The organism is Aquimarina sp. RZ0, from assembly GCF_008370685.1.
Classification (GTDB): Bacteria; Bacteroidota; Bacteroidia; order Flavobacteriales; family Flavobacteriaceae; genus Aquimarina.
This window is the reverse complement of sequence record NZ_VTZU01000110.1, coordinates 1-15,488: the sequence shown is the minus strand read 5'-3', so window position 1 is coordinate 15,488 and position 15,488 is coordinate 1. Positions and strand designations below refer to the sequence as shown.

Below are 15,488 nucleotides of genomic sequence, written 5' to 3'. Positions count from 1 at the left end.
GCGATAAGGTAATTACTTGATCTCTCGTAGTGGCACAAATCGAACCGATATAAATGGCACAGTTTGAACCGAAATGACTGGCACTATAACTCCGAAATCATTGGCACAAATCGAACCGAATTAACCACTATCGCATTAATTTTTTAAAACACAATTTCCTACCGCATAGCCCACGCCAAAAAAAGCAAAACTTTTAGGTGCATTATAAATCGCGTATTTGATAAAACATACGTGAAAAAAGTTTTTATGCTATTCTCGTGACGTTGCCGCATAAGTATAAAATTACTCTAACGAGATAATTTCTATACACATGCTATCCTAGTAACACAGATTAAACATTCTAAGTGTTTACATATCTTTTTGTCTTGATACAAAAAGAAACAAAAAAATCAAGGCTGCAGAAAACTTTGGAAACAATGTACGGCGCAGTCGCTATATTTTAGCAAGCATTCTAACTTGTAAGATCGCTTTGAACTAGAATCAATATGTATAGCTTTGATTAAACCTTACTACTAAACCTCTAAAATATTGACGCTCCTTTGCCTATTGTTTATACCAAAGTTTTATGAGGCCGTTTTGCCAACGCTCTATCTGGGTAGAAATGCATTGTTTCTATTTTACATAATATTAAAATGGCATAATATCATATTTATCGGAAAATTTATATGTTATTCCTAAATCCTTAACAAATTTGGACTCGCTATCACTTATCAAATTATATCTGGAATCCTTTAAATCATCTATATTTTCTAAAGATTTTTGATCAATTGGATATTCTATAAAATTAGCTTCATAATTGAAGTTTACTGTACTCTCTTTTAAAATAAAAGAATAATCATATTTTCTTCTATTATTTAATGAAACCATACGAGGTTTATAATCTAGTTCCTTAAACTTAGGAAACATTAACCTAAAGTCTTTATCATTTGCGTTAAAAGAGTAAAAATCTTCAAGATCTTTATTTCCAAATTCTGAGGTGCTATCAATAACATTTTTAATTAAAAATAAAGCCAAAGCTTTTGACCTTACACTCCCATAAAAAATTCTATTTGGAAAATCGGCAGTTACAAATTCATCATTATTCGCTATATAAAGTGGTTTTTCAGTTTGCTCTTTTGCGAAATCTTGAAATTTTTTAAAAGCTTTTCTTTGTTTACTTAAAGAGTATATCGAAAAATATGAAGAATATGTAGTTTGCCAAAACCATCTTTCAAGCTCATCTATTTTTAAAGAGTTTCCATCTTTATTTAATCTAAAGAATTCCGTAATAAAAATAAGTTGAAGATTGTACGGTAATAAACTTAAATTAACAACATTCACCTTGTTGTACAAAAATTCTACAGCTTTAAATATGTTATTAAAAGTACTCAGGCATAATTCCTTAAAATCACTTCGCTTGGCTAATGACTCAGTTTTTACATCAAAATAAATTTTACCTGTTGAACTTTCAATACATTGAAGTATTATTTCTGTTTTCAATTCTCCAAAATTAAATTCTTCCAAACTTAATTTTAGATTATCAATTTCATCACTAAACTTGAAACCATCACTCCCCTCCTCATAAGTTAATGCACTTATCATCCACATTGGAGACATATCACTTCCTCTAGAATTTATTCTTGAAAATATTTCAACAGCATCTTGGATCAACCCACCATTAATATTAACAAAAGCAATTTCATAATCTAATAATGAAGTTGCTAAGCTTTTTGCTCTATTTATAAACAGATTACTTTTCTCCTCACCATATTCCTCTTGCAATTTCTTTGAATAAGTTAAAAATTCAAATGTATCAACAAGTGCATATATTGGGATGTTAATTGAACTATTTGATTTATTTGAATTAAAAAACTCCTGATCCTCTAAGTTATAATATATAATATAATCATCCAATATTGTGTTATCAATACTTTCTTTATCAACACTGTTGGGGTTAGTCAGTGCACTGAATAAAGTAGTAATCCTTTGATATCCATCTATTATATAAGAATATTTCTTATTACTAAGTTTTAATTGATAAGGTCCTATTTTATTATTAAAGCCGAAATCATCATTCTCAGGATTCCAAAAAAGTAAACTACCTATCGGAAACCCTTTACTTATACTATCAAAAAGTTCTATTCTTTGTTTAACACTCCAAACATAATCTCTTTGAAATTTAGGGACAACAAGTTTTCCCTTATTAATATCTCCTAAAAGGTTTATTAATCGATCTTTATCTGGTCTTACATTTATTTTATTTGGTAAATCCATAGATAGCAAATTTATAATAATCCATTTATCTTCTCAATAATATTTTCTAGTTCTTTTGGATCATTTTGATGCCTACATCTATCTAGAAGCATTTCTTTCGTAATTGAATTACTTAAAAAAAGTTTTGGTATTTCTCGTTTTGTTCTAAAGTCTTTATTGTCAAATCCAGATTTTAATATTTCATAATTTTTATCTGAAATATTTTCAAACAAAGGCAATAATTTTTTTCTACTATTTATTTTAAATCCTTTTTCATAATCATAATAGTCTAATTGATTCTCATCCAACTCTTTTAATGCTGTAATAGCATCATCACTAACGTTAGTCTCTCTTTCAAAAATTATAAGGGGTAAATAATTTTCTATTTCACGTTTTTCCAATATGTGTATTTTTATTCCCTTTAGCTCAAAATAGTTAATGAAATCTTCATAATAATTATCATCATCTGAAGGGAATCTCTTATCGCTATCTAAAATAATAATAGCTCTTAAATATTTATGATTATCTAAAGTTTCCTTTCTATATCTTTTTAGTTCTAGATTAATTTGATTTTTAACACCATCTTTCCCTCCACAATTTCTATACTCCAACCATCTATTAGTATTAAAAAATAATAGCTTTTCTGCACTCTCGAATTTAGAAAAAATACCTTTATAACACTTACTATCATAATAAGAATTTTCTATAAAAACCAGAATAGGATTAGAAAGATATATTAATCCATCTTTTAATGTTAGCCTATTTTCTTTTTCTTCATTTTTTGAGCTGATAGTCAACTTATCGTCAGTCGTTATGTAAGCAGAATTAGCAAAACTTTTTTGTAAAAATTCATTTTTAGATTTTCTTGCTCCTAACAACCATTGACTTTTAAAAATAATTTCATCATCAATATAATAATTATATCTATTCTTAATAAAAAAATCGAACAATTGATCTATCTCATCAAAAAACTCTTCATTAAAAAATAAGTCTGATTCTATTTCAATAACCATCTATTTACTTTTTTTGAGCTCTTCTTAATGCCTTAATTTCTTCAAAACTTTCATTAAAGACATTATCAGGCCAAAAGTCAACTTCTCCGGAATTGCTTATGTTTATTTTTTTAAGAAGACTTGAATTTGTTTTTTCATCATAATTGACCCAGTATAAGTTTATAGAACTTTTGTCTATTTTATTTTCAGCAACCATTGTTCTTAATCTTAAAATAAAATTTTCAGAATGTGTTTCTATTAAATATTTATTTTCTTTATCAGATGAGTTTGCTAGTAATTCGGCTAAACTTCCGTGTGCTGCTGGATGTAAATGTAATTCAGGTTGTTCCATTATTGTTAATACGGGTCTCTTCTCCTTTTTAAATGCTTTAACTACTATTGGTAAAGCTTGGCTCATTCCTTGTCCGACATCTACGATATTTACACCATCATCTTTAGAATCATTATGTTTAATCCTAATTTCATAATACGGAGATATCTTATTCACATATAATTTCCACCCATCAAAATTGGTTTCATACCATTCTCCTACTTTTTTAGCTATTTCTTCATCATTAACCAGAATTTGGTAGGCATTTTCACCTTTAATTCCAATACTATCAAACTCAGTAACACCGCTTAAATGAAAAACTCTTGGAGGATTTAATCTAAAAGGTCCAATATAATCAGTTTTTAATGAGATATTATCTTTAATTATTTTTCGATTATCGTTTAATAAGAAACCCGAGAAAAGTTCTTTCTTTTCAGTCATCATTTCCGTTAATTCCATTAATTTATTTGGATCGTCATTTATTCCGGAAATTAAATTTGGGGATATTTCCCAAGATGTAAGAATTGGTTTATCAAATGAGTTATTAATTTTTACTTTTAAAAAACTTGAATTTGTTGTTAATTCTATCTCCATCTGTTCTTGAGCTCTTCTTTGGTAAAAAAGATCTCTAAATTCAGCTCCTAACTCTATTTCATTATTAATATACCGTAATGGTTCTTCAAATTCACCAGAAAGAGAAGCTTCTATTAATGTTGGAAGCTTAGCAACCGCACTTTTACCAGAACTATTTTTTCCAAACAGTATTGTTATAGGCTTCAATTCTAATTCATTTGTATTTTGAAAAGACTTATACCCTTTAAAGATAATTTTATCTAACATAATATTTAGTTTTTCAATTTCAAATCTTTACAGACATCTTTAAGAACCTCACAAGGATCAACATCAATTGCCAATGCTATTAAATACAATTCAGTAACACGCAATTTTGTTCTACGATTATTAGACAATTCACTCAAGCGAGTTTTGCTAATTCCCGTTTTACGAGAAACATCTGATCTGTTTACAGATTTTCTAGAAAGAAATAGACCTAAGTCTGTCATTATTGTAAGTTTTTAAGAACATAAATTTAGCTAATGAGTAAGTATTTTCCGATTTTCTAAATAGCTTTGAATTTTTTTATCCGTTTTTGTTTATATTTGTTCTTATAATCGGAATATTTTATCTTAAAAAGTGAATTTTATTTTCAAAAATCGACAAATAAAGTATTATAAATACTAAATAATTCTATGAAAAATGAACAATTAATCATTGATTTAATACAGCAGGATCTTAAACATAGTCAATTGTTGTACGGTTTAGAAAGTATCGGATTGGACGGTTTAAGTATTCATCATCTTGCAATTTTGGAGATTATCTATAAACTTATGAATGTACCAAAAGAGAAAATAAATGATTATTTGGCAGAAACATATGCTTCTTTTATGAATAGATCTATTGATTATAAAATTACTCCAGACGGACAATCTTTAAAACCTTTAGCAAAAGAATGTTATAATAGATTAAAGTATCTTATTGATTTATAAATATTAAATTTAGGTACTTTTGATTTAAACATTTTAGATAACTACCCATTCCACACACATTACACTCCCCTCCTGCCGTCGGCTCGCATAATAAGTGTTGCATTACCTTATTATAAGGAACTTTTCGTTAGAAAACTTTTAAAATAAACTGTAGAAGTAATAAACTTTGCTTTTGTCAAAGCAAAGTGACATAACGCAGAACATTATGATACAAAATAGTAGTCATAATACGACATTATATAAAATTGCTTTAAACTCTAAAAATTATTGTTTTATTGTATTGGGATAGACTATAAATTCTTTTCATAATCTATGCTTTGATTCAATACACGAACAATCAAAATATCAATATCTGTAGCTAGATAAAAAATAGTGTGAGATTTATAAGAAAATCGTTTTAATGATAGTATAAATTCTGATGCATCACGCCCAAGATTAGTATTATCCGCTAATACTTGAAACAGCGTATGCATTCCTAATAAGTATCCCTTGGCTTGTTTTAATCCAAATGTTTCAATGCCATATTCATACATTTTGGCAAGATCCATCTCTGCCTTTCTTGATACTTTATAAACGCCCATCTGCGCGCATACGTTCTTCGACTTCTTTCATAATATCTGGAACAGATTTATCACTAATACCGCTATCCATACCCTCAGTTATAGCTGCTTTAAGTGCTGAGAACTTTGCTTTTTTAGCTTGGTCACGTCTTACTAAATCACGAAGATATTCACTATCATTTGTGAACTCTCCTGCCTTAATTTGAGACTTTATCCACTTATCTTGTTTCTCTGTAAATGTGATTGTTTTTCTAATTGTAGCCATTATTTATGTTTAAATAGTCATACTATTGGTGTAATATACAATATTCAACAAACATACCAAAATTACGAACTACTAATCAATTTAATAATTCTGTAAGCATTCCCATTCCACACACATTACACTCCCCTACTGCGGTCGGCCCGCATAATAAGTGTTCCATTACCTTTTTAAAGAAGCTTTTCGTTAGAAAACTTTTAAAATTAACTGTAGAACAAGAAAAGCCATCCCATCTCCTCGCACACAATTGCAGAGATTCTTAATCTTAAAAATTATGACGTATCAAAGCAAAGTGACATAACACAAGTACAGTATAGTACACTTTTAATATATACGATTTTGATTAAACCTTTATTGAAAAATAAAGCGGCTTCATTTTGTTTAAAAATTGGGATTTCAAAAAACTTAGGTGCTCTTTTTTCAAAAAAAAAGAGAAATTATAGGTAACACATTTCTTATTCATGACATTATATTATATTAGACAAAGAATTACACAGTTGACATTAATACGTGGTAAGGCTTACAAGTAAAAAAAAGGAATAGGATTAATCATATATATAATTAAAAAAACGAAAAGCATGTTATCAGAATCAAGGTGGGTTTACAATAAAAAAGAAGGTCTAAAATGGGTTATTTTTCCCGCCTTCATTGGGTTTGTTATTATTATGATATACCAGTTAATGATATATTTTAATTTACCAACCGAATTATCTATGGTGATTATATTTTTAACATGGGCATGGCTTTTTGATGGAACACATTCTTTTGCCACATATACAAGAACATACTTCGATAAAAGTTACTACAAAAATAATAAAGGTTTTTTATTGAAGAGTTTATTATTGCCATTCTTATTCTTATTTATTCTTAGCTGTACTAGTGATGATCTTACCGAACGAAGTGAAAAAAATGAAAACCTCACACTTAATAAAAGTAATACTGTAAGCACTATTGACCCACCACCAAACTTACCTAATGATTTTTTATGGGGAATAAATGGTCATCCCGCTAAGTATGATGGGGGCGTATATCTAACTTCAAGAGGATTACAAAAAACTCTCATAAAGGAACATCAATTTGATATATATAGAATTAGTTTAGGCATAAAAGCAGATGGTTCATTGAGGTTTGACAGTGACGAAATAGCATACAATGATTACCTAAATTCTTTTGCTGATATGCCTGACTTAAAAGTTCTATGCGTGCCATTAGTGCATCACCTTATTGATTATTCTCCGTCAGCAACACAAGCCCAAAACTATATAAAAGGGAAGACTCTTGGAGAAGGTTTTATGAAAACTACTAACAATCGTTTTAAATATGTTGGTTTAGGTAATGAAATTGTGTTATGGGATGATTTATTAATAAACAACCCGCCTACATATGGAGTAAATTCTAGTGATTACAATATTAGCAAACTAAACAAAGCTGCTGCATTTCTTAGAGGAATGCAATATGCATTTGACAATGAACCTAATGGTCCTGAAACTGTTCTTTTAACAACTCGAACCAAATTTTACTTCATAGAACATATGGTAAATGAAGGTGTTAATTTTGATATAATGGGCTATCATATGTATACAAAACAGGAACAAAATGGGGAGTATATCACTCTCAATACACCTCTTAATCACCTTGGAGGACAAACTATATTAGGCTATATAGAAAATAATATGCCGCCAAAAGATGTTTGGATTACTGAAGCTGGATTAGATGGTGGAGCTAATACACCGGCTCAACAAAAAGAACAAAGTGAAATTGCGGACTTATTAATAAAAGAATTAAGTGGTACTTCTAAAGTTAAAGCCTATTTTCATTATGAATTATTAGATAATTACCAGAATGTTATAACCCAAAGATACTATGGGATAATGGATTGGAATGCTTCTACAGGTGTGTATGAGCATAAACCAATTTCAGAAACACTTAAATTTAGAATCGAAGAGAATAAAAGAGGTTACCAAAATTATATTTACTCTTTATACCAAAATGTAGCAGGAAGAAACCCTTCTGCTCTAGAAAATGATTATTTAACTAATGTAAGCCAACTTAGTGCTACAGATGATTTTACGTCAAGCGTTAATACTATTATGTACAATGAGGGATATAGAGAGTTTGTAAGGTATAATATGGAATTTCTAATTGATCGTGTTAACTATACTTCTGACATCAATTTTTTAGAAAATCAAATGCAAAACAATATATTAAATCGTGAAAATATCATTAAGTATTTTTGTGCCAGTAATGCTTTTTGGTTATTATCAAATCAAGATAATGAAACATTTGTAGAACGTTTATTTGAAAAATTATTAGATAATGTAAACCCATCATCACAAGATGTAAGATACTATTTAAATCAATTAAACTCTGGTGAATCTAGACTAAATGTCGTTATTGAATTTATGGAGTCTGAAAAATATATTCGTAAGTTTATTAGAGATCAATACATAGATCTTTTAGATAGAAATCTTGATAATGATTCACCTAGTGAAGATTTTTGGTATACAGAAATGACAACCAAACAACAAACTCAAAATGAGGTAATTAAGCATCTGCTAAAAACAAAAGGATATTGGATTTTATCAAATATTAAAGGATACGAACGAAACAATTCTCCATTTACATATTACAACTAAATTCTAATTTAAATAGGGGTTAATCATTAGAATTCCCCGAGGCTCTGCCTCGGTGGTCAAGAGGAAAGTTTGAAAACCTGAGGTTTTCATAAAACTAAAAAGTAAACTTTATTCCTTTGAATACCCCGATGGCTCTGCATCGGGGATTATTTATTAATATGATTTAGGTTAAGTAAATACTATACCATACACATTCCCACTTTACTCCTATCGCCGCTTCGGGCAAAGCGTATTCCATTACATTTTAAAGAATATGTAGAGCTAAAAAGGTCAACGCACCACCTCGCAAACAATTGTAAAGATTCTCAATCTTAAAAATTATGCCGTACCAAAGCAAAGTGGCATAATGCAAGTACAGTATACTACAAATGTATATTGTAGCAAATTGGCGAATACGTAGTATTTTAAAACAGTCAATTAATTTAACTCTAAAATGCACTTATACGATTTGTGATTAAAAAATTCGTATAAATTCATTGAATTATTTTTTCTTTATGCAAGGCAAAAAAATCAAGCATAGCTATAGCTACGGTTTATTTTTTAAACGAAGTAGAAAGGAAAAAGAAACGATGAATATGCGAAATTTTTAGTTATAAATCGTATTATACATTATAATTCGATCGTTCCATTTTACTCCAGGAACAAATTAAAAAGTAACGTTCAAAATAAGGATATTTCATAGTTCCTTACACGGCAAACTTAAACATTAATAATACAATGGGTTGTCTGGTTTCAGATTGGTGTAATTTCACTCTTTCAAAAAACCTAAAACAATAAAAAATACAACCATGCTTACCTTTTACTAACAATTTCACAGTTTACATTAACCTATTGCTAACTTCCTATATACCTTTTACTAACCCCGTTTTACCGTAAAAAAACTTGATACTTCTTAATTTTACCACAGCTAAAAACAAGGGTGCTTTTTTACTAAAATAATTCTAAGAGGTACCGCTTTACTATCTACTAAAAAGTATAATACATTTTAACCAACTAATATTAAAACCTAAGTATTAACATTAAAATAAAACACAATGAAAACTAAAAGAAAATTAAACTCAATCTTAAAAATTACTTTTATGGTAATAGCAACTTTCTTTATCCAAAGTTGTTCTACAGATACTGTTGAAGAATCACCTGAAATAGAAGAAATAACTGAAACATTGGCGGAATCAATAGAAAGAATCGATCCGGTAGAATTTAATAAAGCAGCAAATTGGAGACCGGCTCAACCGCAACATGGTAAGAAGTATTTAATTGAAAATTATCAAGGCTTGTATCTCGGTACATCAGATGATAATTTTAAAAATGGAATTAATATTAAAAAAGTGATGCTTCCGGGTAATTATAAAGAATCTACATGGAAAATGTGGGATTATGGTGATAGAACTATAATAAAGTTGGCATCTAACGATAAGTATTGTGTAGACGTTGAAAGATATGCTACTGGGAATGGAGGAAATATACATTTATGGACATATAATGCTCAAGGTAATCAACAATTCCTATTTGAACGATATCGAAACGAGAACATATTCCGCATAAAAAATTTTAATAGCAAAAAATATTTAGCTGTTAGTCAACATGGTAATGTTATACAATGGCAATTCACCGATAGTCGCGATCAGTTATGGAGGCTACATAAACAAAATTGATTTCTATACGGGGTATTTATCCTAAAACATATAGGATATGATGTATCAACTTAGAGCTTGTTTAAAAACCTTACTTCTTGAAAACAAATATTTTAAGAACCGCGAGCTTACTTCAAATAATTAAAATATCTCGATATTCTCATCATTTGAAGTGTCCTCAGAACCTCAAACTATTGATTTTCAATTTGTATTCTTTTTAAACATACTCTTAAAGCTATTAAAACATGGATAATTAATTTTTATAAATTTTGACAGGGCTATCCCCTTCTAGTACAATTTGACATGTAAAACAAGAGACCGTCTATAAAGCCGGTCTCTTACGGTTTTACGTAATCAATTGAAAATTAGAGGTAAAATTACATATTTGATATAACTGTGGAACACAGATTAAACATTCTAAGGGTTTGCATATCTTTTTTTCTTGATACAAAAAGATATGCAAACCCTTAGGAGATTCACGAACTCCAATAAAATATAAACGCGTGAGCTAAACAAAAAAATCAAGACTTCAGTATATTTAATAGCTATAATTTGTCTATCTCTAACAACATCTCTTTTGCTGCTTTGCCAATTTTTCCGTTAATATCTAAAGAAATAGCCTTTTTGAGTACTTCTCTTGCTTTATGAGTATCTTGTAGTGCGGTGTACGCTTCCCCTAAATGTTTATAAGTGCTTGCAGAATTTGGGAATAGTTGCGAAATCATAGAAAATATCTGAATGGACCCTTGAATTTGTGGCACACGACCACTTTGTAATAAAATGTTCCCTTTTTTGTTTAATTCTGTTTCAAAATCGCAAAAAGCATAACGCGGATCTTGTATCATTTTAGGAAGTTCTTCTGCCAATTTTTGTGTTTGTCCAGATACATACAAATCTGTTATATACTCCATTGGCTTAGGTTTAAAATCCTGTACAACAAAAGTTAATGCTGCTTCTAATACAGGGTCTTGATTACTTACATATTCATCAAAACTCATGGTAACAGGAATGCCAGGCACTATCCAATCTGCATTTTCTAAAGCTGGCTTATCTTGCCACCATAAATATGATAGAGAGATGTCAATAGCACTGTTTGGTAGTGTTACTGGACGGTTATCTCCCCAAAAATTGACATTTTCTGCTGTGGGCTCTCCCACAAAAATGGCATTGGTATAATTGTCTATTTCATTAACGAGGTTTTGGCAAGCAGAATAGGTTCGTCTTCCAATAATAATAAATAACTTGCCTACTTTATTGATCTTTCTGGACTCCATAATACTTTTTATAACATCTTTATTTAAATAGTTATTTCCTCCACCATTTAAACGTAAATCTATAATTAATTTCTCTACATCGCCAGTTTCTATTTCATTAAAAACACGTGCATAAAAATTCTTAGTACTTTCTCCAGCTTCATCCTGAATTCTACTATGTCTAACATACATCGCCTTTTCTTTGGCTAAATATTGAGAGTAATACACCTTATCCAGGTACTTTAAATATAAAGGTGTTGTGGATTGATCTCTTGCATCTAACCAATGTTCATTTTGATGTACATAACCACGATTTGTTGGTACTCTTTCGCCTTTAGGTAATGCAGTAAAAGGTTGAGTAAATATTTTATCATTTTTTTCTAAGGTAAGGACTACCTTGTTTTGAAGGGTTTTTGTTAGTTTTTGGGCATGTAAGATTTCAGGATAGCGTATATTATTAATTCCGTAGGCTTTAAAATATTGAGGATTCTCGACTTCTACTGTAGGTTCAATTGCTTTTAGAACGTCTGAAATGGGCTTCCCTTCTACTGCTATGACTTTTGCTCCAACTGCATTTGGATAGTTTTTGTGCGTTCCCTGAATATAAATACCATCATTAAATTCGTGTAAATTGAAAGGTAATTCTGAAAATTCAAATGGTTTTTGATGAAAACTAACATAAGTATGACCATACTTGAATAAAGAGATGATTCGAGACATTCCAACAATAATTTCGTGTTCTTGTAAATTCGGAATGTCCTTGTATAGTACTTCTACTTGAGTGTCAAATTGTTCTTTTGTTGTTTTTACAAAAAGAAACGAATAGTCTTTATGTATCGTGTTTTGAATAAAACGAAGATCTTCTTGCCACTGCACTGCGCTTACTGTTTTTTGTGCTGATAATTGAAAGAAAAATAATAGATTGAGAATAATAAGTGTTTTTTTCATGATGCTATTTTTTAACCTGAATTTATTTCAGGGCTTGATTATTTATTACATCACAAATATGGTTTTAATCTCCTCTCAATAGTAATACTTTGTGCTGAAACGTAGGTATTGATACTTGAACTGTTATAAGAGCTTTATGTATTCATCCAATCTTTAAAATCACTCGTCTTTTGTCTGCTTACAATAAACTCTTGATCTCTTGGATTTGACACTAATAACTTTACGCGATGATTAAAGTAGGGTTCTATTTTCTGAATTGAAATTTTGGAGATAATCTGGCCTCTATTAATTCTGTAAAACTTAGCATCATCTAAGGAGTCTAATAATTGATCCATCGTTTCATCTATAATGTAACGCTTGTTATGGGTAATACCAAAAGTGATGCTATCTTGTGAGTATATATATAAAAGCTCTGATATCCTTATTTGTACAAAGCCACTCCCCTCTTTTACCAATATTCCTGAACGTTTTTGTGGGGTTTGCATACTATTCAAGAGTTCTTTTAAAATATTTGATTCTATAGGATTTGATATATTTTTAGATTTTGAAAATTTGTGTAATGCAGCGTCTAAGTCCTTTTGTTGAATAGGTTTTAGTAAATAGTCAATACTATTTACTTTAAATGCTTGAATGGCGTATTGGTCAAAGGCTGTAGTGAAAATAATGGGTGCAGTTACTTCTATCTTCTGAAAAATCTCAAAACTTAAGCCGTCTGCCAGTTGAATATCCATGAAAACTAAATCTGGTGTCGTATTTTTTCTAAACCACGAAACCGTATCTTCAACGGAATCGATAATGGTGAGTACTTCAAAATCAAAAACACTTTTGTTTAATAAGTTTTGTAACTGACTTGCAGCACGGGGTTCATCTTCAACGATTAGTATTTTCATGACTTTTCTTTTGGTGATTTTAATAATGGAAGTGAAACTGTAAAATACTTCCCATCATTACTAATAACAGGTGTTTTACTTGATATCAGCTGATATCGTTTTTTAATATTCTTTAATCCAATTTTTGTAGATGGTGTTTGAGTTGATTTTGCTTGAATTTTGTTGCTCACTACTAAGGTATCGGCATTAATGGCTACAGTAATCAGTAAAGGTTTGGATTTAGAAACGATGTTGTGTTTTATAGCATTTTCTAGCAAAAGCTGTAAACTCATAGGTACTATCATTACGAAGAGCTTATCTTCAGGAATATTCCAATTCAGCTGTAAATTGTCTCCAAATCTTTCTGATTGAATGTGAATATAGGCTTTAGCAAATTTCAACTCTTTTTTTAAGGAAATTAAATTTGAATTACCAGACTCAATAATAAAACGATATACACCAGATAAATTATCTACAAAATCTTTGGCATCTTCCTTAGTGTCACAATCAATAATATCTCGCAAGGTATTTAGACTGTTGAACAAAAAATGAGGTTGTGCTTGATTTCTTAGGGTATCTAACTGCGCTTGTATCATTACTTGCTTTGTTTGTTCCTCTTCTCTAATTGATTTTTTAAGTCTAACATTATAATATATTGCTTCATATATTGCCATTATCATAATAACGATCAAAATAACAGGTAAAAGAACCTTCAATACCACCATATGGGAAGAATTGAAACCCAAAAAAGTGAAAATTTTTGCGAGCAAAAAACCCATCGTAAAATCGATAAGCAGTATCACGCAAACGATTGTAAAAAGAAGGATCATAATACGCTTAAAATCATCCTCGAAATTGGGATATTTTTTTCGTAAAAAAATCAAAATAAACCTTATGATAAACCAATCACAGATTGTTGGAATTAATGAGGCAACCCAACCTATAAATATTAGTTCTATAGATTCTCTTTCTGATAGATCATTAAATAAATAGTTTGCTATAATACTTATAATAAGAATACCTGTTACACTAAACCAAAAATCATTAAATCCTAAATATTGTATACGTTTCTGTTTATTGAATAGTGGCATAAATTTATAGGCTTATTAAAATGTATGTGTAATCTATGAAGCAAATAGTAACCCAAAAATGCTGACAGTAATAATTTGATTCTTAGTTGAAATTTTCCATATCATATAGATCGTACGAATGCCAATAACGGAATTATTTGGATGGCATGCAAACCAAAAAAATGAGCTGTTCTCAACAGTTCAAATATCTTAAGATTGACAAAAAAATGAAATCATAATACTTTGAAGTATCGTAATATGTTTCTGAATTGTTATATTATTAGGGTCTATTTAGTATAATACCATTCCATATACATTCTTACTTCGCTCCTATTCCTGCGGCAATACTTCAACAGACTATTAATGTAGTATTCTATAATTTACTTAATGTTATTACTATTAGCTTCATCTATCAAGAGAATTGTTTTAAATATTTTTTGAAGTAAAGAAGGCTCGCTACCAGGCCCAATAGTCAACAATTTAGAGTCCGTTATGGGAACACCATTAAATGGACGTATAAATACTTTACCATCAGGGGTATGCTCAAAAAAAGTATATTCTTTTTCATTCCCTATCGTAGTACAACCTTTTACTCTAAGAATACTTTTAGGCAGTGCTTGGCAAATATCATGGATGCATTTTAGAGTAAGTAAAATGGGTAAATCAATAGAACATGAAGACCAATGTGCTCTATGATGTTCAAACTCTTGTGCTGTATTTTCAGAAGGTAATAATTCAGGTAGTAATAAGACATCCAAACTTTCCATAGTTACTATTTTGGCCATTGGGTTCAGTTTTTTTAATTCATCGATCACCTGATTTTTTCTATTTTCATTTATCTTTTCAAAATGTGTTAATACCAGTAAGGAAGAAACCTGAATTTGATTAGCCTCAAGTTCATTATGCTCACCTCGCTTTTTGCTAATTTTTGACATCTACTACTGAAATTTGAATGGGTGGTAAAAATCTATCGTTTATTCCAACGCCTAAGAATTCCATTAACGAGCATGCATCCGATGTTCCGTTAGCTTCAATCCCTCATAGACCCCAGAAACTTCAGTACGTAGGCTAACGTAAAATTCGTAATTTACTGGGTATTAACTTTAGCTCTTTGCAAGGCCGTTTTTTAAAGTGTTGCTGCTTTTTTTAGTAAGCAC

13 protein-coding genes are annotated in these 15,488 nt (G+C 29.9%); 3 read left to right on the top strand and 10 right to left on the bottom strand.

Going from position 1 to position 15,488, the window contains the following annotated elements:
- Positions 1-627 precede the first annotated feature (627 nt).
- The 4 genes from F0000_RS25280 to F0000_RS25265 are packed head-to-tail and all read right to left on the bottom strand — an operon-like array spanning position 628 to position 4,616.
- Positions 628-2,253, bottom strand: a complete 1,626-nt coding sequence (locus F0000_RS25280; RefSeq protein WP_149627492.1) for a DUF262 domain-containing protein — start codon at positions 2,251-2,253, stop codon at positions 628-630.
- Positions 2,254-2,264: 11 nt separating this feature from the next.
- Positions 2,265-3,245 carry a hypothetical protein gene (locus tag F0000_RS25275; protein WP_149627491.1) on the bottom strand — a complete coding sequence of 327 codons (981 nt, stop codon included), beginning with the start codon at positions 3,243-3,245 and terminating at the stop codon, positions 2,265-2,267.
- A 4-nt stretch (positions 3,246-3,249) separates the two neighbouring features.
- The gene (locus tag F0000_RS25270; protein ID WP_149627490.1) at positions 3,250-4,395 is read right to left on the bottom strand and encodes a DUF3696 domain-containing protein; all 1,146 of its coding nucleotides are present in this window, start codon (positions 4,393-4,395) and stop codon (positions 3,250-3,252) included.
- A 5-nt stretch (positions 4,396-4,400) separates the two neighbouring features.
- Entirely contained in the window at positions 4,401-4,616 is a 216-nt protein-coding gene (locus F0000_RS25265) for a helix-turn-helix transcriptional regulator (protein ID WP_149627489.1), read from the bottom strand.
- Between the two features lie 186 nt (positions 4,617-4,802).
- On the opposite strand from F0000_RS25265, the gene F0000_RS25260 reads away from it, so the two are divergent.
- On the top strand, positions 4,803-5,099 hold the full coding sequence (locus F0000_RS25260; protein WP_223148945.1) for a hypothetical protein: 297 nt from the start codon (positions 4,803-4,805) through the stop codon (positions 5,097-5,099).
- 290 nt (positions 5,100-5,389) lie between these two features.
- On the opposite strand, the gene F0000_RS25255 is transcribed toward F0000_RS25260, so the two are convergent.
- Both F0000_RS25255 and F0000_RS25250 read right to left on the bottom strand, forming a co-directional pair.
- Positions 5,390-5,680 carry a type II toxin-antitoxin system RelE/ParE family toxin gene (locus tag F0000_RS25255; protein WP_149627487.1) on the bottom strand — a complete coding sequence of 97 codons (291 nt, stop codon included), beginning with the start codon at positions 5,678-5,680 and terminating at the stop codon, positions 5,390-5,392.
- Positions 5,667-5,924 (bottom strand): type II toxin-antitoxin system ParD family antitoxin, encoded by a 258-nt coding sequence (locus tag F0000_RS25250; RefSeq protein ID WP_149627486.1) that lies wholly within the window; start codon positions 5,922-5,924, stop codon positions 5,667-5,669. Before F0000_RS25250 ends, F0000_RS25255 begins: the two co-directional genes overlap by 14 nt.
- Positions 5,925-6,499: 575 nt before the next feature.
- On the opposite strand from F0000_RS25250, the gene F0000_RS25245 reads away from it, so the two are divergent.
- Together F0000_RS25245 and F0000_RS25240 are read left to right on the top strand one after the other, a co-directional pair.
- Complete coding sequence (locus F0000_RS25245) at positions 6,500-8,557, top strand: DUF4214 domain-containing protein (RefSeq protein WP_149627485.1); 2,058 nt, start codon at positions 6,500-6,502, stop codon at positions 8,555-8,557.
- Between the two features lie 1,079 nt (positions 8,558-9,636).
- On the top strand, positions 9,637-10,212 hold the full coding sequence (locus F0000_RS25240) for an RICIN domain-containing protein (protein ID WP_188112282.1): 576 nt from the start codon (positions 9,637-9,639) through the stop codon (positions 10,210-10,212).
- Between the two features lie 524 nt (positions 10,213-10,736).
- Here F0000_RS25240 and F0000_RS25235 read toward each other — a convergent pair.
- The 4 genes from F0000_RS25235 to F0000_RS25220 form a co-directional block, all read right to left on the bottom strand.
- The gene (locus F0000_RS25235; protein WP_149627483.1) at positions 10,737-12,392 is read right to left on the bottom strand and encodes a S41 family peptidase; all 1,656 of its coding nucleotides are present in this window, start codon (positions 12,390-12,392) and stop codon (positions 10,737-10,739) included.
- Between the two features lie 134 nt (positions 12,393-12,526).
- Positions 12,527-13,282 (bottom strand): LytTR family DNA-binding domain-containing protein, encoded by a 756-nt coding sequence (locus F0000_RS25230; RefSeq protein ID WP_149627482.1) that lies wholly within the window; start codon positions 13,280-13,282, stop codon positions 12,527-12,529.
- Positions 13,279-13,986: a sensor histidine kinase gene (locus F0000_RS25225; protein ID WP_255452890.1), complete on the bottom strand. Its 708-nt coding sequence runs from the start codon at positions 13,984-13,986 to the stop codon at positions 13,279-13,281. The genes F0000_RS25230 and F0000_RS25225 overlap by 4 nt, the downstream gene beginning before the upstream one ends.
- A 725-nt stretch (positions 13,987-14,711) precedes the next feature.
- Positions 14,712-15,266 (bottom strand): hypothetical protein, encoded by a 555-nt coding sequence (locus F0000_RS25220; RefSeq protein ID WP_188112281.1) that lies wholly within the window; start codon positions 15,264-15,266, stop codon positions 14,712-14,714.
- Positions 15,267-15,488: the final 222 nt, after the last annotated feature.